The sequence below is a fragment of the Catellatospora sp. NPDC049133 genome (assembly GCF_040648455.1).
Lineage (GTDB): Bacteria > Actinomycetota > Actinomycetes > Mycobacteriales > Micromonosporaceae > Catellatospora > Catellatospora aurea.
Genome location: NZ_JBEZDT010000011.1, coordinates 205,588 through 227,173, shown reverse-complemented (window position 1 = coordinate 227,173; position 21,586 = coordinate 205,588). Strand labels below are relative to the sequence as shown.

Below are 21,586 nucleotides of genomic sequence, written 5' to 3'. Positions count from 1 at the left end.
TAGCATCCGGGCGTGCTGACCCCCTCCTCGGTCGTGGCAAACCTCCGTCGTGCCCGCAACAACCACTTCGTGATCAACGGCTCGGACGGCCTGGCCTACCGCCTCGCCGAGCAGCTGACCACACGCTACGGCGTGGACGTGGTGGTGCTGATGACTCCCGATCAGAGGCGCGACGCGCGCGACTTCGGTGAGCTGCCGCGGGTGCGCGTGGTCGTGGTCGATCGGGTGGACGAGCGCGCCCTGGTCAAGGCCGACGTCGCCACGGCGATCGGGCTGGCGCTGACGGTGCAGGACGACGTCGGCAACATCCACGTCGCGCTGCAGGCTCGTGACCTGGTGCCGGGGCTGCGGCTGGTGGTCCGGATGTACAACTCCCACCTCGGCCGCGGCATCGAGGAGCTGCTCGGCAACGCCCGGGTGCTGTCCGACGCCGAGATCGCGTCACCGGCCCTGGTCGCGATCGCGCTCGACGAGGTCAACGCGGTGCCGCTGCCGGTCGGCGGCCGTACCCTCGTGGTCGCCCGGCGGGCCGAGGTGGCGCCCGACGACGTGGTCTGCGGGCTGGTGGACACGACCACCGGCGGCACCGCGCCGGACCTGCTGCCCGCCGACCCGGGCCGGGCCGACCTGGTGCTGGCCGAGGCGCGGGTGAGCAGCGGGGTGGCCGACAGCGTCGCCGACACGGTGACCACCGTCGCGCGCACCGTGCGCCGCAATGCCCGCCGCTGGCGGCTGCCCGCGGTCGTCGACACGGCGAAGACGCTGATCTCGCGGCAGTTCCGCATCGCGGTCGCGGTGGTGCTGCTGATCCTGATCGGCGCCGGGTTCGCGTTCGCGCGCACCCGGCCGGAGGTCGCCTCGTTCTGGGACGGCGTGTACGTCACGCTGGTCAACGCGCTCGGCGGCCCGCAGCTCGACGCGGACATCCCCGGCTGGCAGCAGGTGCTGCAACTGCTCGTCGCGCTGGCCGGGCTCGCGCTGGTGCCGCTGATCACCGCGATGGTCGTCGAGGGCGCCGTCAACGCCCGGCTCGCCGTGGCGCAGGGGCGGCTGCGGCTGCCCGAGGACGGCCACGTCGTGCTGGTCGGGCTGGGCAACGTCGGCACCCGGGTGTTGCGGTTGCTCTACGACCGGGACATCCCGGTGGTCGCGATCGACATCAAGGAGCAGGCGCGCGGCGTGCCGTTGGCAAGAGAGCTCGGCGTGCCGCTGATCATCGGCGACGCGAGCCGGGAGAGCACGCTGCGCTCCGCACACGTACAGAACTGCCGGGCGCTGATGACGCTGGCCAGCAACGATGTCATCAACCTGGAGGCGGCGCTGCACGGCCGCAACCTCCAGCCGCAGCTGCGGGTGCTGGTCCGGCTGTTCGACGGCGACCTCGCCGCGCGGGTACGCAAGACGTTCAGCATCAGGTTCACCCGAAGCGTCTCCTACCTGGCCGCACCGGCCTTCGCCGAGGCGCTGATGGAACGCGAGGTCATCGGCACCATCTCGGTCGAACGCCGGGTGCTGCTCGTCGCGGAGGTCGTGGTGGGCGCTGGCTCGCAGCTCGCCGGGCAGCGGGTGGCCGTCGCGGACCTGGCCGGAGCGGTACGCGTGATCGCGCTGGCCGAGTTCGGCGAGCCCCGCCCGCTGTGGCGGCCCGCGCCCAACCGGGTGCTCCAGGCGCGCGACCGGATCACCGTGGTCGCCAGCCGCGACGGGCTCAGCCGGCTGATGCGCCAGGCCGCCGGAAACGGCGCGGACGACGACGCGGACCCGATCGCGCAGGGAGCAGGCGCGAGCGCGCCGTGACCAGGCAGCCGCCACCGGCCAGGGCCAGCAGCACCAGGCCCGCCGTGCGCGGCAGCCCGGACGTGTCGACGGGCGGCCCGGAGACCTGACGCCAGGAGTTGAAGCCGACTCCCGCGGCGAACAGGGCGACCGTCGCGTCGCAGCTGGCCGGGGTCGAGTCGGCGACGCACTGCACCCGCAGGTCGTGGTCGAGCAGCAGGTCGATGTCGGCGCGGGCGGTCGGGTCCAGGGGTGCGCCCCGGCGCTGCGCGTACCGCAGCAGGTCGTAGCCGAAGTCGTGGGCCTTGCAGGCCGTGGCGAAGTCGAATGGGCGGCCCTCACCGGGGACCGAGCACGAGCCGGTCGGGTTGATCACGCGGAGCGAGCCGTCGGCCAGCCGGGCGGTGCCCGGGGTGTAGTGCATGACCTGCGGGAAGTCCTCCGGCACGGCGGCGAGATCACCGGCGGGCAGGGCGTGGATCATGTGGGTCGCGGCGGCGTCCGCGCCGGCCTGCGCGTTGCCGGGTGTCGCGACGGTCAGTGCCGCGGCGATGCCGACGCCGAGCACCAGCAGCGAACGCAGCCAGCCTGGCAGCGGTCGCCGCCCGGCGGACGGCAGGTGGCTCCGGCCGTCGGGTCCGGCCCGCTCGGCGGAGAGCCTGGCGAGGGCGGCCAGGCGCGGCCGTGATCGCATCGTCGCGACCCTTTCGCTGTGCTCGGCCCGACGGGTTGCCACGCCGCTCGGCAGAGCGGCGCGTCCGGACCGGGCAGCCACGCTACCTGCGGTTTTGCTGATCGCCCAACCTCGTCACCCACCCGAGTTAAATCGGCGCTGGTCGATCGCATCGGAAATCCGTGACCCGGATTCGATGTGATAGGCCGACGTCGATGGCTGGCGGGTCGGCGAACGGGTGGACGTCGTCGACGTGAAACGGTCAGCGGGCGGCCAGGTCGTCGTCCTCGGCGATGTCGTCGTCGGGGATGAGGTCGGGGTCGGGCTCCTCGTCGGGGTCGTAGCCGAGCACGGCCTGCTCGTCCGGGCGGTGCACCAGCACGTTGTTGAGGAACGACTGCACCGCGGGGGCGAGGCCGACGTCGCGGCCCGCGTTCTCGCTCAGCGTCCAGCGGTGCTCGATGATCTGCACGAACAGCTCCGGCGGCTCCAGCTTGCCGCGCAGGTGCGGCGGCACCGCGCGGATCACCGGCTCGAACACCTCGGTCAGCCAGCGGTGCGCCGCCTGGGCCTCGTCGGGCAGGTCCTCGGACTCGGCCCGGTACGCGTCGAGGTCGTTGAGCAGCGCGCGGGCCTGGTTCTCCTCGGCGTCCAGGCCGGTCAGGCGGAGCAGGCGGCGGGTGTGGTGGCCGGCGTCGACGACCTTCGGGCGCAGCATGATGCTGCGGTGCCCGCCCTCCTCGACGACGGACATCGCCACCTCCTCGACGTCGAAGCCGAGTTCGTTGAGGCGGCGGATGCGCTTGTCCATCTGGCGGCGGGTGTCGGTCTCGACTGCCTGCTCGTGGGTCAGCTCGTGCCAGAGCGTCTCGTAGCGGCGCACCACCTCGTCGGAGACGTGCTCCGGATCGATGCCCTCGTGCAGCAGGCCCGCGGCCTGCAGGTCCAGCGCCTCGCCGAAGATGTTGGTCCGGGCGATCTCCAGGTCCTCGCCGCGCTGGCCGGGGGACAGCCGCAGGTGCAGCTGGCCCGTCTCGGCGTCGACGAGGTACGCGGCGAACGCGCCCGCGTCGCGGCGGAACAGGGTGTTGGACAGCGAGCAGTCGCCCCAGAAGAAGCCGAGCAGGTGCATGCGCACCAGCAGCGCGGCGAGCGCGTCCAGCAGCCGGTTCATGGTGTCGGGGCGCAGCGTGTGCGAGAACAGCGCCCGGTACGGCAGGGAGAACTTGAGGTGGCGGGTGACCAGCACCGGCTCCAGGTGCTCGCCGTCGGCGGCGACCCGGTCGGCCACGATCGCGACCGCTTCGACGGACGGGGCGCTGATCCGCTCCAGTGCGCGCAGCAGGTCGTACTCCCGCTCGGCGATCTTCTCGCGGGTCTCCTTCACCGCGTACACCGTGCCCTGCAGTTTGACGAAGCGGACCACGTGCCGGGAGATGCCCTGGGGCAGCGCGACCAGGTGGTCGGCCGGCCACTCCTCCAGTGGGGTTGACCAGGGTAGATCGATCAGGGCTGGGTCGACGAGGGCCGAGGTGATCCGCACCCGAACAGCCTACGGATTCACGTACAGCTGCCGCGAATCCTCTTTTCGGCCGAGGCACCGGCCACAGTGCTGCGTCGTTGCACGTAGGGAGCTTGTCCGGAGTCGTTCAGGAGGCTGGTCGCATGCGCCGTACGGTCGCGCTGGTGATGGGAATCTCTGCCGTGTTGGCGCTCACCTCGGCCGCAGGGGCCGCGGTGCTCGGTGGAGGAGCCCCGCCCGCCGCCCGGCCGGAGGACACCCGATCGATGATCACCGCGGTGCAGGACGCCGAGCAGGTGGCCGCGCCGACGGCCGGTGCCGGGGCCGGGGCCGTCGCCCCGGTCACCGCGATGGGCGGCGAGGACGCGAGCCCGCACCGGACCGGCCGGGCCGAGGCCGGCCGGGTCGAGTCCGCGCACGCGGTGCTCGGCTACCTCGACGCGGACCGCAGCACGACGCTGCGCTACCCCGGGGCCGAGTACGTGAAGGTGCATTTCTCGCAGTTGCTGCTGCTGCCCGGCGACTATCTGACGGTCAGCGACCCGAAGCGCACCGAGGTGCACCGCATCGACGGCGACGCGGTCGGCTCGGTGCTGGGCAACGCGGGCCGCTGGGCGATGTCCGTGACCGGGGACACCGCCCTGGTCGAGCTGCACAGCTCGGACCTCGACCTGCTCGGGCTGGGCGCCACCGTCGCCAAGCTCGGGGTGGTGATCGACAAGGTGAGCCGCGGGCACACCGAGCCGGAGCGGGCCGCGGCGTCCGCGTCGTACCAGAAGGCGAAGCGGGCGCAGGCACGCACGGGCCGGGAGGAGACCATCTGCGGTTCCGACCAGAAGGCCGACGCGGTCTGCTACCGCACCACCGAGCCGGTGGTCTACCGGCGCGCCAAGGCCGTGGCCCGGATGCTGATCGGCGGCGTGGAGCTGTGCACCGCCTGGCGGGTCGGGCCGCGCAACCTGCTGCTGACCAACAACCACTGCGTCGCCGACAAGAGCGAGACCAGTGACGTCGAGGTGTGGTTCAACTACCAGTGCGCCGAGTGCGGCGGGTACGACGTGTTCCGGCCGACCAAGGTGTGGCTGAGCGAGCTGATCACCACGGACAAGACGCTGGACTTCAGCCTGTTCTCGGTGACCGACTTCCCGTTGGTGGAGAAGTTCGGCTACCTGGAGCTGGACCTGCGCCGCCCGGCCAAGGGCGAGGAGCTCTACATCCCGCAGCACCCCGCGGGCGCGCCGGCGATGGTGGCGATCAGCAGCGACCGCGACCGGGCCGGCAACTGCGCGGTGGAGAGCAACGACTACGACGGCTACGCCGACGACACCGACATCTCCTACTACTGCGACACCGAGGGCGGCTCGTCCGGCTCCCCGGTGCTGTCCCGCCGCACGAACAAGGTCATCGCCCTGCACCACTTCGGCGGCTGCCCCAACTCCGGCGTCCGCATGGAACTCGTCGCCAAAAAGCTCGGCGCGCTGCTCTGACCGCTGCTTTCGTAGGTTGATCATGAACTTGTGGCACGGGTCGTCGGCGAGTCGTTGCCACAACTTCATGATCACCTGGGGTGATTTCGGGGTGAAGGCCGTGTGGTGGGGCGGTGCAGGAATGCCGGGTCGCGGGGCCGGTCAGGCATAGTGGGCCGGTGCGGATTCCGACGCGGCGGCTGAGCCGGTTCGACAGCTGGTGGTGGGACGTCGCCCTGGTGGCGGTGCTGGCGCTGATCACGGTGCTGGCGGCGCGTGGCGCGACCGAAGGGCTGGACCTGGGCGTACGCGACTGGGTGCAGAGCCACCAGCCGGGCTGGGCGCACGCGGTCGCGCGGGTGCTGAACTACCTCGGGCAGGGCTGGCTGGTGATGTGGATCATCACGGGTGGGCTGACGGTGACGCTGCTGGTGCGTTACCGGGACTGGCGGGTGCTGCTGCCGGGGGTCACGGGTTTCCTGCTCACGTACCTCACCATCGGGCCGCTGAAGTTGTGGACGCACCGGGACGCGCCGAGCAGCGCGCTGCCCAACGCCGTGGAGCTGTTCAACCCGCTGGCGGTGACGTACTCGAACTCGTACCCGTCCGGGCACGTCGTCAACGCGATCGTGTGGTGGGGCATCATCGTGATCCTGGCCTCGCGGTTGTGGCGGCTGCCGCCGACGCTGGTGCGCTGGATGCGGGTCGCACCGCCGGTGATCGTGCTGTGCACGACGACGTACTTGTCGCACCACTGGGTCACCGACGGGCTCGCCGCGCTGGCGCTGGGTCTGCTGCTCGACCGGATCATCCACCGGATCGACTGGGACGCGATCCTGCCGCCGGCCCGCTGACCCGGCCGCCCGCGCCTGGCCCGCCCGCTGACCCGGTCCATCCGCGTGCCGAGCTCCGGAAACCGCCGCTGACCTGGTGCTCCGCAGGTCGAAGGTTAACAAGGTGCCCTTCCTATACATATAGCGTTAAGAAGGTGCCCTTCCTTTCCTCAACTCGGGCGGGCTAGCCTGCGGGCGTGATCTCGACGTTGGCGCGGCGGCTGGGGTTCGGCGACGCCGTCGTCATCGGGCTGGGGGCGATGCTCGGCGCCGGTGTGTTCGTGGTGTGGGGGCCGGCGGCCGCCGCCGCGGGGACCGGTGGGGCGCTGATGCTGGCGCTGCTGATCGCGGCGGTGGTGGCGGCGTGCAACGCGACCGGGTCGGCGCGGCTGGCCGCGCGGTATCCGGAGTCGGGCGGCACCTACGTGTACGGCCGCGAGCAGCTCGGGGCGTTCACCGGGTTCCTGGCGGGCTGGGCGTTCGTCATCGGCAAGACGGCGAGCTGCGCGGCGATGGCGCTGACGATCGGGTACTACCTGTGGCCCGCGTACGCCCGGCCGGTCGCGGTCGCGGCCGTCGTCGTGCTGACTCTGATCAACATCCGGGGCGTCACGAAGACGGCCGTCGCCACCCGGGTGCTCGTCGCGATCACTCTCCTCGTGCTGATCACGGCCGTGGGGGTCGGGCTGTGGGGCGGCGGGGCGGCCGAAGCCGGCGCGGCCGGTCCGGCGGGGCCGTTCGAGGCGGCGGGGCTGCTGTTCTTCGCGTTCGCCGGGTACGCCCGGATCGCCACGCTCGGCGAGGAGGTCCGCGACCCGGAGCGCACCATCCCGCGGGCCGTGCCCGTGGCGCTCGGGGTGGTGCTGCTCGTCTACCTCGCCGTCGCGCTGGTCTGCCTGTCCGTGCTCGGCATGCCCGCGCTGGCCAGGTCCACCGCACCGCTGGCCGATGTCGTCGCCGCCGCCGGTGCGCCCGGCCTGGTGCCGGTCGTGCGGATCGGGGCGGGCGTCGCGGTGTGCGGGGTGCTGCTCAGCCTGCTGGCCGGGGTCGGCCGGACGATCCTGGCCATGGCCCGGCGCAGCGACCTGCCGTCGCGCCTGTCCGCGGTGCACGCCCGGTACGCCACCCCGTGGCTGGCCGAGCTGGCCGTCGCCGCGGTGATCATCGCGGTGGTGCTGGCGGCGGACGTGCGCGGCGCGATCGGCTTCTCCAGCGTGGCGGTGCTGACCTACTACGCGATCACCAACGCGGCCGCGTGGAGCCTGGGCGGGCCGAGACACCTGCGCGCGGTGGCGGCGCTCGGGCTGATCGGCTGCATCGTGCTCGCGATGACCCTGCCCGAGCCGACGGTGCTGGCCGGGGCGGGCATGCTCGCCCTCGGCGTGCTCGCGTACGCGGTCGCGCGCCGCAAGGGCTGACGGTGCACCACCAGGTGGAGCGTCAACCGGAGCCCGTGATCACCGCAGCCAGGCGGGTGCCCGGTGCGAACGCGCCCTGCTCGGCGAGGTCGAAGAGGGCGGCGAGCAGCTTGCCGGTGTAGACCGGGTCCAGGACGAGGCCGTGGCGGCGGTGGAAGTCGGCGACGAACGCGTCGAGCTGCGGGGTGCGCTTGGCGTACCCGCCGAAGTGGTGGTCCAGGTCGATCCGCCAGTTGGCCGTGGCCGTGCCGAACGTCTGGCGCTGCAGCTCGGTGACCTCGTCGACGAGGAAGCCCGCGCCCTTGAGCACGGCGACCCCGAGTGCCCGCCGGTCGCCGGTCAGGCCGCCCGCTAGGCCGGCCAGGGTGCCGCCGGTGCCGACCGGGCAGCAGAGTACGTCGTACTCGACGTCGATCTCGGCGGGCAGTTCGGCGCAGCCGCGTACGGCGAGGGCGTTGCTGCCTCCTTCGGGGATCACGTAGCACTCGCCCCAGGCCCGCTTCAGCTCGGCGAGCACGGTGTCGGTGTGCTTGCGGCGGTACGTTTCCCGGTCCAGGTAGGCCAGGGTCATGCCCTGCGCGGCGGCGTACGCCAGGGACGGGTTGAGCGGCAGGTGCTCCTCACCGCGCACGATGCCGATGGTCCGGAACCCGTGGCGGCGACCGGCCACGGCGACCGCGCGCAAATGGTTCGAGTACGCCCCGCCGAACGTCAACAACGTGCCGAAGCCGTGCCCCCGCGCCTCCACCAGGTTGTACTTCAGCTTCCGCGCCTTGTTGCCCGGCAGCTCCAGGTCGACCAGATCGTCGCGAACCAACAGCAAGGTCACCCCGACCCGCCCGAGCCGCTCGTCGCGCAGCTCCTCCACGGCCACCCCACCGCGACGATCTTGCACGAGCGGCCCCTTCCGTGACTGATTCATCCTGTCGTGGGGACATCCGAGCAAGATCGTCGCCTGGAGGGGGTCAGAGCAGGGTGAGGAAGTGCTGGACGGTGGCGGACATGGCGTCGCGGGCGGGGCGGAGGTACTTGCGCGGGTCGACGAGTTTCGGGTCGGTGGCGAGGACTTCGCGGACGGCGCTGGTCGCGGCGATGTTGAGGGCCGTGCCGATGTTGATTTTCACGAGGCCGCCGGTGACCGCGCGGCGCAGTTCGGCGTCGCCGACGCCGGACGAGCCGTGCAGCACCAGGGGGACCGTGACGGCGTTCTTCAGGGCAGCGATCAGGTCGTGGTCGAGGGCGGCGTCCCGGCTGGTCATCGCGTGGGAGGAGCCCACCGCGACGGCCAGCGCGTCCACCCCGGTCTCGGCGACGTAGGCGGCCGCCTCGGCGGGATCGGTGCGCGCGCCGGGAGCGTGCGCGCCCAGCGGCGGTGCGCCGTCCTTGCCGCCGACGGTGCCGAGTTCGCTCTCCAGCCACAGTCCGTGCTCGTGGCAGAACTCCGCCGCGGCCCTGGTAGCGGCCACGTTCTCCGCGTACGGCAGGGTCGAGGCGTCGAACATGACCGACGAGAAGCCGTGCTCGGGCGCCTGCTTCAGCAGCGCCACCGACTCCACGTGGTCCAGATGCAGCGCCACGTCGACCGAGGCCAGCTCGGCGACCGCGCGCGCGGCGGCGGTGATCGGGCCGAGCTGCCCGCCGTGGAACTTCACCGCGTTCTCGCTGATCTGCAGGATCACCGGCCGGCCCGCGGCGGCCGCCCCGGCGGTGATCGCCTCGGCGTGCTCCAGGGTGATGACGTTGAACGCGGCGACACCGGTGCCGCCGACGGCCACCTCGGCGACCAGCTTCCCGGTGGGGACCAGGGCCATCAGCTCCACGCTCCCGACTTCATGACGCGGACCACGCGCAGGTCGGCGTCCAGTTCGACCAGGTCGGCGCGCAGGCCGGGACGCAGTGCGCCCAGCTCGCCGGCCAGGCCGAGGACCCGGGCCGGGGTGGTCGCGGCCATCGCCGCCACATCCGTGATGGGCAGGCCCGCGCCGAGCGCCTGGCGCACCGCGGCGTCCATGGTCAGCGTGCTGCCGGCGATGCTGCCGTTGGCCAGCCGGGCCACCCGCTCGGCGACGGTCACGGCCAGGCCGCCAAGGTCGTACTCGCCGTCGGGCATACCCGCCGCGGTCATCGCGTCGGTGATCAGCGCGGCCCGCGTGCTGCCCGCGCTGTGCGCGGCGAAGGCCAGGGTGCCGTCGTGCAGGTGTACGCCGTCGGCGACCAGTTCGCAGACGACCGTGGGGGAGTCCAGCAGCGCCACGATCGGGCCCGGCTCGCGGTGGTGCACCGGGCGCATGCCGTTGAACAGGTGCGTGCCGACCGTCGCGCCGGCCTCGACCGCGGCCATGACCTCGGCGTACGACCCGTCGGTGTGCCCGACCGCGGCGACCACGCCGTGCTCGGCCAGCAGCCGGATCGCGTCGAGCGCGCCCGGCCGCTCCGGTGCGATGGTGACCATGCGCAGCACGCCGTCGGCGAGCTTGATGATCTCGGTCAGCTCGTCGAGCGACGGGTCGCGCAGGAACTCGGGGTTCTGCGCGCCGCAGCGCGCGTGCGACAGGTACGGCCCCTCGAAGTGCACGCCGGCCAGTACGCCCTCGGCCACCAGCGGCGCGTACGCGAGAACCGCGTCGCGCATCAGCTCGAACGGCGACGAGACCAGGCTCGCCAGCAGCGTGGTCGTGCCATGGCCCAGGTGGAACGCGGCCGCCTTCCGGGCCGCCGCGGCGTCGCCGGTGGTGAAGGTGAACCCGCCGCCGCCGTGGTTGTGGATGTCCACGAACCCGGGCAGGATCCACCGGTCCGCGGCGGGTGTGCCGGCCTCGATGGAAGCGATGCGATCTCCGTCCAGGTGGAGGGCGCCCTCGACGACACCCTCGGGGGTGACGATCCGTCCGTTGATCACGGTTTCTCCTCGGTGCGCTCGATCAGGTCCAGGGCGATCAGGCCCGCGCCGAGGCAGCCGGACTCGTCGCCCAGTTCGGCGCGCACGATCTCCGGCACGCGGTGGAAGGTGACCTTCTTGCCCAGGGCGTCGCGCAGCGGGGCCAGCAGGGCCTCGCCGGACTCGGCCAGGCCGCCGCCGATGACGACCAGTTCCGGGTCATACAGGGCCTGGCCGGTGAGCAGCCCGTCGGCCAGCGCGTCGACGGTCTCCGCCCATACCTGGTCGGCGTGGGGGTCGGTGGTCAGCCGCGCGGCGACCTGCGCCGCGGTGGCGGGGCTGCCGGCGAGTTCGGTGTAGCGGCGCTCGACGGCGCTGGCCGAGGCGAGCGCCTCCAGGCAGCCGCGCAGGCCGCAGCCGCACAGCGGGCCGCCGGGGCGTACCACGATGTGGCCGATCTCCCCGGCCGCGCCGTGCGCGCCCGCCATGACCGTGCCGTCGACCACGTGCGCGGCGGCGATGCCGGTGCCGATCGGCACCACCAGCACGTGCCGGCGACCACGGCCCGCGCCCAGCCGGGCCTCGGCCAGGCCGCTGGCCCGCACGTCGTGGCCGACCGCGGTGGGCAAACCGGTCCGATCGGCGATCTCACGGCGCAGCGGCACGTCCCGGAAGCCGATGTTCGACGAGTAGGTCGCGATGCCGTTGGCCTCGTCGATGATGCCCGGCACGACCACGCCCGCGCCGACGGGCCGCCAGCCGCGCTCGGCGGCGGTCGCGGCCAGTCCCGCGGCGACGTCGAGGATGGTGCCGAGCACCGCCTGCGGCCCGCGCTCGCGGCCGGTGGCGTGGCGCTCGGTGTGGCGTACCCGGTGGGCGACGTCGACCAGGGCGCACTTCATGCCCGTGCCGCCCACGTCGATGGAGACGACGACGTCGTCAGGCTGGTGCGCGGTCATGCCTTCTCCTCGCTGCGCTCGTCGGCGGCATCGCCGATGCCCGCTGATTCGCTCGCAAGCTCGCTCATGCCTTCTCCTCGCTGCGCTCGTCGGCGGCATCGCCGATGCCTGCTGATTCGCTCGCAAGCTCGCTCATGCCTTACCCCCGGAGTCCGGACGCCCGCTCATGACAGCACTACCGAGCGGGTCAGGTGGCGCGGGGTGTCGGGGTTGAGGCCCTTGTGCTCGGCCAGGGCGACGGCGAAGCGCTGAGCGACGATCAGGTGCGCGACCGGGTCGATCGCCGGGTCGTGCACGAAGGTCGCGCCGGTCGCCTCGACGTCCTCGCGCAGGCCGGGCGGGACCTCGCCGAAGGCCCAGACCGCGCGACCGGTGGTGCTGATCGAGATGGGGCCGTGCCGGAAGTCCATCGCCGGGTACGCCTCGGTCCAGAACGTCGCCGCCTCGCGGCACTTGAGTGCGGCCTCCTGGGCCAGGCCGTTGGTCCAGCCCCGGCCGACGAAGGTGACCTGCTCGATGGTCGCCGGGTCGAGCGGCAGCGGCAGTTCGAGCGCGCGCTGCGCGTCGTCGGCGGCCTTGGCGAGATCCTCGCCGAGCGACGCGCGCAGCAGGGTGAGCGCGCTGGTCGCGAAGCGGGTCTGCACCACGGAGCGCTCGTCGGCCCAGGGCAGGGCGATCACGTCGCGGGCCAGGCCTACCGCCGGAGTGTCCACGTCGCCGACCAGCACCGTGGACCGGTCGCCGGCCTTGCGCAGGATGTCGAGGACCTCGGTGGTGGTGCCGGACCGGGTGATCGCGATGATCCGGTCGTACGGCCGGTCGATCGGACTGCCATTCCGGTTCCCGGCCAACCGAGTTGCCGGGAACTCGCTGCCCGCGAAGGCGTCGGTCTCGCCCTGTCCGGCGGCCTCGCGCAGCGCGGCGTACGCCATCGCCATGAACCAGGAGGTGCCGCAGCCGACGACGGCGACGCGCTCGCCCGGCCGGGGCAGTGCCCCGGTCGCCTCGGCGGCCTGTGCCGCGGCCCGTCGCCAGAGCTCAGGCTGGCTGTCGATCTCTTCGGCGACGTACGTCATGGGGTGGGCCCTCCAAGCAGGCGTGCGCGTAACGGCTCGAAAGTAAGGGTTTTCGCGCGCTATTCTGCGCGACGCCTCGGACGATGGCAACTCAAGCGTCACATACGCGCAGCACATCGCGTTGCATGGGCGGGTTTCGCGCACTAGTGTGCACGCATCCGCTCAGAAATCGCGCAAACGGAGGATCGGTGGACCGGTACGCCCGCTGGAACGCGCTGCTGGAACTGCTCACCGATTCCGGCCGGGTGACCGTCGAGGAGGCCGCCGAGCGGCTCGACGTCTCCCAGGCCACCATCCGCCGCGACTTCGACCAGCTCGCCCAGCAGCAGATGATCACGCGTACCCGGGGCGGGGCCGTCGCCAGCGGCGTATCCTACGACCTGCCGCTGCGCTACAAGACCGCCAAGCACTCGGCCGAGAAGCAGCGCATCGGCGCCGCCGCGGCCTCGCTGGTGCAGCCAGGCATGGTCGTCGGCCTCAACGGCGGCACGACCACCACCGAGGTCGCCCGTGCCCTGGCCGTGCGCCCCGAGTTGAACTCGGTCTCCGAGGGCGCGCAGCTCACCGTCGTCACCAACGCGCTCAACATCGCCAACGAGCTGCTGGTCCGCTCCCGCATGAAGATCGTGGTGACGGGGGGTGTGGTCCGTCCGCAGTCGTTCGAGCTGGTCGGCCCGCTCGGCGGCGGCATCCTGCGCGAGGTCACCCTCGACCTGGTGCTGCTCGGCGTCAACGCGATCGACGTGACCCTCGGCGCGGCCGCCCACCACGAGGGCGAGGCGGCGATGAACTCGCTGATGGTGGCCCGCGCCAAGCGCGTAGCGATCATCGCAGACTCGTCCAAGCTGGGCAGCCACGCGTTCGCCCGCATCTGCCCGGTCGAGCGCATCGAAACCCTGGTCACCGACTCCAACGCCGACCCGGCCGCCGTCTCCGCCTTCCGCGACGCCGGCCTCAACGTCATCGTCGCCTGACCCTCCCGCCCGCCCGCCGCGCCCCGTTGATCGTCGGACTTGCCTGGCAGGTGTGCGTATCTTGAGGCCGCATTCGCCCATGTGCCAGGCAAATCGGAGGACCTTCGGTGACCGTCGCGGCACGGGGTGGGGTTGTGAAGAATCGGGGGAGATCAGGGCTGCGTGGGGGGTGCATACGCCGTAGGGTGCGGGGGTCACTGAATACCTAGGAGGTCGCCCGTGACCGCTGTCTTGGAGATCCAAGGCCTGCGCAAGACGTACCGAGCCCGGGGTGGTCCCCGTCGGGCGCTGGACGGCTTCGAGATGTATGTGGAGGCCGGACAGGTACACGGCTTCCTGGGGCCTAACGGCTCCGGCAAGACCACCACCCTGCGCACGCTGCTCGGGCTGATCAAGCCGGACAGCGGCGAGATGCGCATCCTCGGTCACGAGCTGCCGCGGCACCTGCCGAGCGTGGTCGGCCAGGTCGGCGCGATCGTGGAGAGCCCGCAGTTCTTCGCCCACTTCACCGCGCGCGACACGCTCTCCCTGCTGGCCGACGCGGGCGGCCTGCCCAAGGAGCGCGTCGACTGGGCGCTGGAGCTGGTCGGCCTGCGCGAGCGGGCCAAGGAGCGCGTCAAGACGTACTCGCTGGGTATGAAGCAGCGGCTGGCCGTCGCGTCGGCGCTGCTCAAGCAGCCGAAGCTGCTGATCCTCGACGAGCCCGCCAACGGCCTGGACCCGGGCGGCATCCGCGAGATGCGCGACATGATGGCCACACTGTCGGCCGGTGGCATGACCGTGGTGCTGTCCAGCCACATCCTCGGCGAGATCCAGCTGATCTGCGACAGCGTCACCATCATCTCGCTGGGCCGCCGGGTCGCGGCGGGCCCGGTTGCCGAGGTGCTGCAGGCGCACTCGTCCGGTCAGGTGAAGGTCGCCCTGGAGACGCCCGCGGACCTGTCCGCGGCCGCCCAGGTGCTGATCGCGGCGGGCTTCCAGCTGCAGGCGAACGCGGACCACCTCACCCTGTCCGGGGTGGACAAGCCGGCCCTGATCGCACGGCTGCTGGCGGAGCGCCAGCTGTACGTCAGCGAGCTGACCCCGGTCACCGCGGACCTCGAAAGCGTGTTCCTGGAGCTGACCGGCACCGCCCCGGTGCCCGGCCAGGTCCGCTCGGTCGATCAGAGCGTGCGGCCGGAGCTCACGCCGCAGAACGGGGTGGGGGCATGAGCGAGCTCCGCGAGCGAATCAGTGGGCTCGGCGATGCCGCCGACGAGCGCAGCGAGGAGAAGGCATGAGCCTGGTACGTGCTGAGCGGCGGCGGTTCTTCAAGCGCCGGCTGACCCGCTGGGTGTTCCCGATCGGCCTGCTGCTGCTGGTGACGATCGCGTCGATCCTGTTCGCGTTCCACTCCAAGCCGACCGCCGAGGCCCGCGCCAAGGGCGAGGCGGCGGCCGAGGCGATGTACCAGGAGCAAGTGGGCCACTACGAGCAGTACAAGAGCCAGTGCGGCGAGAAGTGCCCCGACGACGGCTGGGCCGGACCGCAGCGGTCCGACTTCCGGGCCGAGGACTTCATGCCGCCGTCGTTCGACTTCAAGGCGATGTACGGCGAGCTGTTCCTGGTCTGGGCCGCCATCATGGCGATGATCGCGTTCCTGCTGGGGGCGTCGTTCGTCGGGGCGGAGTGGGCGTCCGGCTCGATGATGAACCTGCTCACCTGGCAGCCGAAACGGATGAAGGTGCTCGGCACCAAGCTGGGCGTGATGCTGCTGTCGGTGACCGCGCTGTCCATCCTGGCGCTGGGCGTCTGGACCGGCATCCTGTGGGCGGCCGGTGAACTGCGCGGCACCACGGAGGGTCTGACCCCGGGGGTCTGGCAGTCGTTCGGCCTGACCGCACTGCGCGGAATGGGCATGATCCTGGCGTTCGCGGCGCTCGGCTTCGGGCTGGCCTCGATCGGCCGGCACACCGGTCTCGCGCTGGGCGCGGCGCTGGCCGTGGTGATCGTCGGACAGGTCGGTCTGAGCATCCTGTTCCAGATGGTCCGGGTGCCGTTCTGGGAGCAGTACCTGGTGCCGGTGCACATCTTCGCGTGGATGAGCAAAGAGGTGAAGCTGACGGACTTCAGTTCGCCGGAGACCGTCTGCGACAACGCGGGCAACTGCAACCCGCCGGAGCTGCTGATCACCTGGCAGGACAGCGGTTCGATCGCGCTGGGCCTGGTCGTGGTGGTGCTGCTGCTCGCCTTCTGGCAGATGCGCCGCCGCGACATCAGCTGACCCGCGGAACGAGGCATACGGCCGGGCGGCCGGGGTATCGACACCCCAGCCGCCCGGTCACTTTTGTGGCACAGCAACCCTGATCACAGATCTTTCGTTGATCTCGACAGCGCACCTAGACTCGTGGGACGTGGCCCGCGGGGAGGGGACAAAATGGAGCAGATCAGACAGCGTTCGCGAGCCGACGGCAGCGACCTCGAAGAACTGCCCCTCATCCCGATTCCCCGGCGCGACCCGTCCGTCGACCTCACCTCGCCCGCCGAGCGCGACGACGAGATCGACTCCGACCTGCCCGCGGCGGCCCTGGTCACCGAGGAGGAGGCGCTCTCCGAGCGCGAGCGGCACATCCTCGCCTTCGAGCAGCGGTGGTGGCGGCACGCCGGGGCCAAGGAGCAGGCGATCCGCGACCAGTTCGAGGTCTCCGCGACGCGTTACTACCAGCTGCTGAACGCGCTGCTCGACAACCCGGCCGCGCTGGCGCACGACCCGGTGCTCGTCGGCCGCCTGCGGCGGCTGCGCGGCAGCCGGGCCCGCACCCGCAGCACACGGTAGAAGGCTGAACGCCACCCGCACGCCGGCTGAAAGAACTCTCAGCTTGTGTGGGGGTTGTCCCCGATGGGTCCCCGGGTGACTCGTCGTACTGTGGCGGTCATGCGCGCGCTCGCGGCCCGGGTACGGGCAAAGCTCAACAGACGGTGGATCGCCGGAGGCGTCGGCCTGGTGGTGCTCGCCGGGCTGGCGGCCTGGGCGGTGTCGCCCGCCGACCCCGCCTATCGCACGGTCGACGAGCGGGTGGCGGTGCGTACCGGCCCGCTCGGCGACTCCGACGTCACCCTCGACACCCGGCTCTACCTGCCCGACGGCGCGTCCGCCGGGAAGAAGGTGCCGGCACTGCTGCTGGCCCACGGGTTCGGCGGGACCAAGGAGAGCGTCGCCCTCGACGCGCAGGACCTGGCCGGGCTCGGGTACGCGGTGCTCACCTGGACCGCGCAGGGCTTCGGCGCGAGCACCGGGCAGATCCACCTGAACTCCCCGGACTACGAGGTCCGCGACGCCCAGCGGCTGCTGGACCACCTCGCCAAGCGCGACGACATCCAACTCGACGCCGCCGGCGACCCGCGGGTCGGCGTGCTCGGCGGCTCGTACGGCGGCGCGCTGTCGCTGCTGCTCGCGGCCCAGGACAAGCGGGTCGACGCGATCGTCCCGATGATCACGTGGAACGACCTCGGCAAGTCGCTGTTCGCGCAGTCAGCGGCGACCACCGACGACGGCGTGTTCAAGCAGGCGTGGGCCGGTGTCTTCTTCAGCTCCGGCCTGTCCGGCGGCCGCGGCGGCGGTGGCGCCGGCGCCCTTGACCTGGAGTCGCTCGGCGCGGGCGGCGGAGCGCAGGGCGACGGCGCGGGTGCACCGGCGAACGTCAACCCGCAGTGCGGCCGCTGGGCCGCCGACATCTGCGAGACCTACCTGCGGGTGGCCGCGGCCGGGCGGCTCGACGCGGCGTCGCGCGAGCAGCTCGCCCAGCGCAGCCCCGCCGGCGTGCTCAACCAGATCAAGGCTCCGACGCTGCTCATCCAGGGCCTGGCCGACTCGCTGTTCCCGCTGAGCGAGGCCGACGCCAACGCGCGCGGCATCGCCGCGAACGGCACGCCGGTCCGCGTCGCCTGGTTCACCGGCGGCCACGACGGCGGCGACGGCCCGCAGTCCGACTCCGACCGGCTGAAGTTCCTGACCGCGCAGTGGTTCGACCACTACCTCAAGGGAAACGGCGCGGCCCCGGCGAACAGCTTCACGTACTCGCGGATCACCGGGCTCGACGCGGTCGACCGGGGCACCATGGCCACCGGCTACCAGGTCACCGACTACCCGGGGCTGACCGGCGGCGGCACCGTGCAGGTGCCGGTGAGCGGCGGTCCGCGTACCGTCGCGAACCCGCCCAACGGCACCCCGGCCGCGCTGTCCTCACTACCCGGCACGGGTTCGGGCGCGCTGTCGAGCTTCGTCAACGGCGTGGTCAGCGACCTGCCCGGCCAGCACGCGCGCTTCGACTCCGCGCCCCTGGAGCAGTCGGTGAGCGTGGTCGGCACGCCGACCGTCACCATCCGGGCGGCGTCGCCGACGGGCGAGGCGGTGCTGTTCGTCAAGCTGTACGACGTCGACCCGAACGGCTCCGCGGCGCTGAGCATGGGGCTGATCGCGCCGGTGCGGCTCACCGGGCTGCCCAAGAGCATCGACCAGGCGCAGCCGGTGCAGGTGACCCTGCCGGGCATCGTGCGCGAGTTCGAGGCCGGGCACCGCGTGCGCGTCACCATCGCCACCGCCGACCAGTCCTACCTGGGCCTGGCCGCGCCGATGGACTACACGGTGGCCGTCGGACCGGCTTCCGGCGGCGGGGCGGTCACCCTGCCCACGGTTCCCGGCACCCCCATCGCGACCGCCGACGCGCTCTGGCTGTACGTGCTGCTCGGCCTGCTCGGGCTGCTGGCCGTCGGCCTGGCGATCGTGATCTTCGTGGCCCGGCGGCGGCACCGGAAGGTGGACCACTCGGTCTCCGCAGAGCACGCTGACACCCCGCTCTGGGTGCGCGGCCTGCGCAAGACGTACGGCGACTTCGTGGCCGTCGACAGCATCGACTTCACCGTCGAGCGCGGGCAGGTGGTCGGTCTGCTCGGCCCGAACGGCGCGGGCAAGACCACCAGCCTGCGCGTGCTGATGGGGCTCACCCAGGCCACCGCGGGCGAGGTGCTGATCTTCGGGCACCGGCTGGCCCCGGGCGCGCCGGTGCTGTCCCGGATCGGCGCGCTCGTCGAGGGCCCCGGCTTCCTGCCGCACCTGTCCGGCGAGCAGAACCTCGCCGCGTACTGGCGGGCCACCGGGCGGCCGTGGGAGGAGGCCCGGTTCGAGGAGGCGCTGGCCATCGCGGGTCTCGGCGACGCGGTCAAGCGCAAGGTCAAGAACTACAGCCACGGTATGAAGCAGCGCCTCGCCGTCGCCCAGGCCATGCTCGGTCTGCCGGAACTGCTGGTGCTCGACGAGCCCACGGACGGGCTCGACCCGCCGCAGATCGCCGAGATGCGCCGGGTGCTGCAGCGATACGCCTCCGACGGCCGGGCGGTGCTGGTCTCCAGCCACCTGCTCGCCGAGGTGGAGCAGACCTGCACCCACGCGGTCGTGGTGCACAAGGGACGGGTCGTTGCCTCCGGCCGGGTCGACGAGATCGTCGGGGACAGCCCGACGACGCTGCTCGACGTGACTGACATCGACCTGGCCAGCAAGACCCTCGACCGCATCGACGGCGTCACCGGGTACGCGGTCGACGGCGAGCGCACCCTCATCGTCGACCTCGGCGACGTCAGCCGCACCGATGCGGTGTCCGCGCTGGTCCGGGCCGGGGTCGGCATCGACCGGGTCACCCCCCGGCGACGCCTGGAGGACGCGTTCCTGGCCCTGGTCGGCGACTCGACAGCGGGAAGTGGTGACCGATGAGCGAGTTCGAGACCCGTGCCGCCGACGAGCGTAGCGAGGAGAAGGCATGAGTACGGAAGTCGTGGAGCGGGGTGCGGCACAGGCCGACGGGGCGGCTGCGGGATACCGCGCGGGTCGCACGCTGACCTATGCCACCGAGTTCGCGCGGCAGTGGCGGCGCAAGCGCACGCAGCTCGCGCTGGGTTTCATGGTGGTGCTGCCGATCATCCTGCTGGTCGCGTTCGAGCTGGGCGGGTCCGACGACGACGGCCGCTCGGGCCGGGGACAGTTCTCGCAGCTGTCCGACGCGGCGATCTCCGGCGGGTTGAACTTCGCCATGTTCGCGCTGTTCGTCTCGGCGAGCTTCCTGCTGGTCGTGGTCGTGGCGCTGTTCCACGGTGACACGGTCGCTGCCGAGGCGAGCTGGGGCAGCCTGCGCTACCTGCTGGCGGTGCCGGTGCCACGAGCCCGCCTGCTCGGCATCAAGCTGGCGGTCGCGCTGAGCTACTCGGCGCTGGCGATCCTGACCCTGCTCGGCACGGCCCTGCTGCTGGGCACGCTGCGCTACGGCTGGCACCCGCTCCAGTCGGGCATCGCCGCCGAGATCCCGCCCGGCGAGGGCATCCTGCGCCTGCTCGCCACCGCCGGCTTCCTCGGCATCAACATGCTGGTCGTAGCCGGCCTGGCCTTCCTGCTCTCGGTCCTCACCGACGCCCCGCTCGGCGCCGTCGGCGGCGCGGTCCTCCTGTACATCGTCTCCTCGATCCTGGACCAGATCACCGCCCTGGGCGAGCTGCGCAACTTCCTGCCGACGCACTTCGCCCAGGCATATCTGGGCCTGCTCACCACACCGATGCAGTTCGACGACATCATCAAGGGCACCATCTCGGCGGTCTGCTACTTCACCGCCTTCTGCGCCCTGGCCTTCTACCGCTTCTCCCGCAAGGACGTGGTCTCCTAGACCGGCTCCGCGCGTCGCCCTGCCCGTGCCGCAGGGCGGCTCGCGGGACGGGGCACGTCGATTTGTCATAGACGTTGGCCTATCTCATCGAAAATCCGTGCGCCGGAGTCGATGTGATAGGCCAACGTCCATTGAGCAAGGGGTTCGGGCGGGACGCGTGGCGCGCGTGGCGCGGCCTGCGCGGACGGATCCTGACGTTGCGCTTACATGGCGGGTGCGCCGGTCTGACGTGGCGTGGGCAGAGTGCCCCTCATGAGACGTGCCATCGCCATGACGGCCCTTGCGGTCGCCCTCGGGGTGGCGCTGACCGGGTGCCGCGGGGGCGGCAACCGGGACGCGCTGCCGCCGGCCGGGACGGACACCGGGAGCAGCACCGTCGCCACCACCCCCGCGCCCGCGCCGAAGACCGCCGCCCCGGTGGACGCGGCCGCCGCCGTGAACCAGGCCGACAAGGACCTGGCGGAACTCGACACGTTGCTGGCGGAACTGGACGGGCAGCTGAAGAAGGCAGAGGAGAGCCCGAACGATGAGGACTGACATGCTGATCCGACGCGGCCTGCTGTTCGCCGCCACCACCCTGACCGCCGCCGCGCTCGCCGCCGCCGCAGGGGTGCCCGCGCAGGGCGCGCCTGCCGTCGCCGGGGTTGCCGTGCAGGCGGCGGACCAGGCCGCGAACCTGGCCAACGCGAAGAAGCTGACGACCGTGCGCATCGACGGCCGGCTCGCCCTGCTGCGCGCCGAGGGGGTCGCGATCCGCAACGCGGCGCGCCTGACCGACGCCCACCAGGCGGCGCTGCAGAAGACCATCGACGCGGACATCGCCGGTCTCACCGAACTGCGCGCCAAGGTCGCTGCCGAGACGACGACCGAGGCCGTTCGCGCCGACGCGCGCAGCATGGTCGAGGACTACCGCGTGTACCTGCTGGTGCGCCCCCAGGTCCACCTGACCGTCGCGGCCGACGTGGAATCGGCCGCGCTGGCCCGCCTGCGTACCCTGCACGACAAGCTCGCCCAGGCCGTCGCGGCGGCCAAGTCCGCGGGCAAGGACGTCGGCGACGCCGAGGCGAAGCTGGCTCACCTGAAGTCCGAGCTCGACGCGACGGAGTCCGCCCTGTCCGGCCTCGCCGACGACCTGCTCGCCGTCCAGCCCGGCCCCGACGCCGCCGCCATCAAGGCCAAGACCGCCGCCGCCCGCGCCGACGTCCGCACGGCCCGCACCCACCTACGCGCCGCCGTAGCAGACGCCAAATCCCTCCGCACCCTCCTCCAGCCCTAGAACGAAGGAAGGGCACCTTCCCATCGCCATACGTAGAGGAAGGGCACCT

General features: G+C 72.1%; 18 protein-coding genes and 1 pseudogene. 12 read left to right on the top strand and 7 right to left on the bottom strand.

Going from position 1 to position 21,586, the window contains the following annotated elements; all coding sequences use genetic code 11:
* The first annotated feature begins 12 nt into the window (after positions 1 to 12).
* Complete coding sequence (locus tag AB0B35_RS15440) at positions 13 to 1,797, top strand: NAD-binding protein (protein ID WP_361045435.1); 1,785 nt, start codon at positions 13 to 15, stop codon at positions 1,795 to 1,797.
* Here AB0B35_RS15440 and AB0B35_RS15435 read toward each other — a convergent pair.
* Together AB0B35_RS15435 and AB0B35_RS15430 are read right to left on the bottom strand one after the other, a co-directional pair.
* Entirely contained in the window at positions 1,709 to 2,470 is a 762-nt protein-coding gene (locus AB0B35_RS15435; RefSeq protein WP_361045433.1) for a phospholipase A2, read from the bottom strand. The genes AB0B35_RS15440 and AB0B35_RS15435 overlap by 89 nt on opposite strands.
* 316 nt (positions 2,471 to 2,786) lie before the next feature.
* Positions 2,787 to 3,992, bottom strand: a pseudogene (locus AB0B35_RS15430) (DUF4032 domain-containing protein); the annotation flags it as partial.
* 122 nt (positions 3,993 to 4,114) lie between these two features.
* On the opposite strand from AB0B35_RS15430, the gene AB0B35_RS15425 reads away from it, so the two are divergent.
* From AB0B35_RS15425 to AB0B35_RS15415, 3 genes are all read left to right on the top strand, one after another.
* Positions 4,115 to 5,458: a serine protease gene (locus AB0B35_RS15425; protein WP_361045430.1), complete on the top strand. Its 1,344-nt coding sequence runs from the start codon at positions 4,115 to 4,117 to the stop codon at positions 5,456 to 5,458.
* Positions 5,459 to 5,616: 158 nt separating this feature from the next.
* Positions 5,617 to 6,291: a phosphatase PAP2 family protein gene (locus AB0B35_RS15420; RefSeq protein WP_361045428.1), complete on the top strand. Its 675-nt coding sequence runs from the start codon at positions 5,617 to 5,619 to the stop codon at positions 6,289 to 6,291.
* 179 nt (positions 6,292 to 6,470) lie between these two features.
* On the top strand, positions 6,471 to 7,688 hold the full coding sequence (locus AB0B35_RS15415) for an APC family permease (RefSeq protein WP_361045504.1): 1,218 nt from the start codon (positions 6,471 to 6,473) through the stop codon (positions 7,686 to 7,688).
* 22 nt (positions 7,689 to 7,710) lie between these two features.
* Here the strand turns inward: AB0B35_RS15415 and AB0B35_RS15410 are convergent, their stop codons facing one another.
* The 5 genes from AB0B35_RS15410 to AB0B35_RS15390 form a co-directional block, all read right to left on the bottom strand.
* Positions 7,711 to 8,583, bottom strand: a complete 873-nt coding sequence (locus tag AB0B35_RS15410; protein WP_361045425.1) for a pyridoxal-phosphate dependent enzyme — start codon at positions 8,581 to 8,583, stop codon at positions 7,711 to 7,713.
* Between the two features lie 70 nt (positions 8,584 to 8,653).
* Entirely contained in the window at positions 8,654 to 9,499 is an 846-nt protein-coding gene (locus AB0B35_RS15405; protein ID WP_361045422.1) for a class II fructose-bisphosphate aldolase, read from the bottom strand.
* Positions 9,499 to 10,584 (bottom strand): N-acetylglucosamine-6-phosphate deacetylase, encoded by a 1,086-nt coding sequence (nagA, locus tag AB0B35_RS15400; protein ID WP_361045501.1) that lies wholly within the window; start codon positions 10,582 to 10,584, stop codon positions 9,499 to 9,501. Before nagA ends, AB0B35_RS15405 begins: the two co-directional genes overlap by 1 nt.
* On the bottom strand, positions 10,584 to 11,525 hold the full coding sequence (locus AB0B35_RS15395) for an ROK family protein (protein WP_361045420.1): 942 nt from the start codon (positions 11,523 to 11,525) through the stop codon (positions 10,584 to 10,586). The genes nagA and AB0B35_RS15395 overlap by 1 nt, the downstream gene beginning before the upstream one ends.
* 164 nt (positions 11,526 to 11,689) lie before the next feature.
* Complete coding sequence (locus tag AB0B35_RS15390) at positions 11,690 to 12,601, bottom strand: sugar isomerase (protein WP_361045418.1); 912 nt, start codon at positions 12,599 to 12,601, stop codon at positions 11,690 to 11,692.
* Positions 12,602 to 12,789: 188 nt separating this feature from the next.
* On the opposite strand from AB0B35_RS15390, the gene AB0B35_RS15385 reads away from it, so the two are divergent.
* The 8 genes from AB0B35_RS15385 to AB0B35_RS15350 all read left to right on the top strand — a co-directional run bounded on the left by AB0B35_RS15385 (position 12,790) and on the right by AB0B35_RS15350 (position 21,537).
* Entirely contained in the window at positions 12,790 to 13,575 is a 786-nt protein-coding gene (locus AB0B35_RS15385) for a DeoR/GlpR family DNA-binding transcription regulator (protein ID WP_360531006.1), read from the top strand.
* A gap of 219 nt (positions 13,576 to 13,794) precedes the next feature.
* Positions 13,795 to 14,787 carry an ABC transporter ATP-binding protein gene (locus AB0B35_RS15380; RefSeq protein WP_360531009.1) on the top strand — a complete coding sequence of 331 codons (993 nt, stop codon included), beginning with the start codon at positions 13,795 to 13,797 and terminating at the stop codon, positions 14,785 to 14,787.
* Positions 14,788 to 14,851: 64 nt separating this feature from the next.
* Positions 14,852 to 15,838 carry an ABC transporter permease subunit gene (locus tag AB0B35_RS15375; protein ID WP_361045416.1) on the top strand — a complete coding sequence of 329 codons (987 nt, stop codon included), beginning with the start codon at positions 14,852 to 14,854 and terminating at the stop codon, positions 15,836 to 15,838.
* 153 nt (positions 15,839 to 15,991) lie between these two features.
* Positions 15,992 to 16,390 carry a DUF3263 domain-containing protein gene (locus tag AB0B35_RS15370; protein WP_361045413.1) on the top strand — a complete coding sequence of 133 codons (399 nt, stop codon included), beginning with the start codon at positions 15,992 to 15,994 and terminating at the stop codon, positions 16,388 to 16,390.
* A gap of 99 nt (positions 16,391 to 16,489) precedes the next feature.
* Positions 16,490 to 19,321 (top strand): alpha/beta fold hydrolase, encoded by a 2,832-nt coding sequence (locus tag AB0B35_RS15365; RefSeq protein WP_361045410.1) that lies wholly within the window; start codon positions 16,490 to 16,492, stop codon positions 19,319 to 19,321.
* 46 nt (positions 19,322 to 19,367) lie between these two features.
* The gene (locus tag AB0B35_RS15360; protein WP_361045407.1) at positions 19,368 to 20,261 is read left to right on the top strand and encodes an ABC transporter permease subunit; all 894 of its coding nucleotides are present in this window, start codon (positions 19,368 to 19,370) and stop codon (positions 20,259 to 20,261) included.
* A 252-nt stretch (positions 20,262 to 20,513) separates the two neighbouring features.
* A complete protein-coding gene (locus tag AB0B35_RS15355) occupies positions 20,514 to 20,798 on the top strand; it encodes a hypothetical protein (protein WP_361045404.1) in 285 nt (94 codons plus the stop codon).
* Position 20,799: 1 nt separating this feature from the next.
* Complete coding sequence (locus tag AB0B35_RS15350) at positions 20,800 to 21,537, top strand: hypothetical protein (RefSeq protein ID WP_361045401.1); 738 nt, start codon at positions 20,800 to 20,802, stop codon at positions 21,535 to 21,537.
* Positions 21,538 to 21,586: the final 49 nt, after the last annotated feature.

Excerpts from the sequence above, each read along its gene's own strand:
- AB0B35_RS15405 (WP_361045422.1), bottom strand. The coding sequence starts at position 9,499 with ATGGCCCTGGTCCCCACCGGGAAGCTGGTCGCCGAGGTGGCCGTCGGC.
- AB0B35_RS15370 (WP_361045413.1), top strand. The coding sequence starts at position 15,992 with ATGGAGCAGATCAGACAGCGTTCGCGAGCCGACGGCAGCGACCTCGAA.
- AB0B35_RS15375 (WP_361045416.1), top strand. The coding sequence starts at position 14,852 with ATGAGCCTGGTACGTGCTGAGCGGCGGCGGTTCTTCAAGCGCCGGCTG.
- AB0B35_RS15395 (WP_361045420.1), bottom strand. The coding sequence starts at position 11,525 with ATGACCGCGCACCAGCCTGACGACGTCGTCGTCTCCATCGACGTGGGC.
- AB0B35_RS15355 (WP_361045404.1), top strand. The coding sequence starts at position 20,514 with ATGAGACGTGCCATCGCCATGACGGCCCTTGCGGTCGCCCTCGGGGTG.
- AB0B35_RS15365 (WP_361045410.1), top strand. The coding sequence starts at position 16,490 with ATGCGCGCGCTCGCGGCCCGGGTACGGGCAAAGCTCAACAGACGGTGG.
- AB0B35_RS15435 (WP_361045433.1), bottom strand. The coding sequence starts at position 2,470 with ATGCGATCACGGCCGCGCCTGGCCGCCCTCGCCAGGCTCTCCGCCGAG.
- AB0B35_RS15390 (WP_361045418.1), bottom strand. The coding sequence starts at position 12,601 with ATGACGTACGTCGCCGAAGAGATCGACAGCCAGCCTGAGCTCTGGCGA.
- AB0B35_RS15350 (WP_361045401.1), top strand. The coding sequence starts at position 20,800 with ATGCTGATCCGACGCGGCCTGCTGTTCGCCGCCACCACCCTGACCGCC.
- AB0B35_RS15425 (WP_361045430.1), top strand. The coding sequence starts at position 4,115 with ATGCGCCGTACGGTCGCGCTGGTGATGGGAATCTCTGCCGTGTTGGCG.
- AB0B35_RS15360 (WP_361045407.1), top strand. The coding sequence starts at position 19,368 with ATGAGTACGGAAGTCGTGGAGCGGGGTGCGGCACAGGCCGACGGGGCG.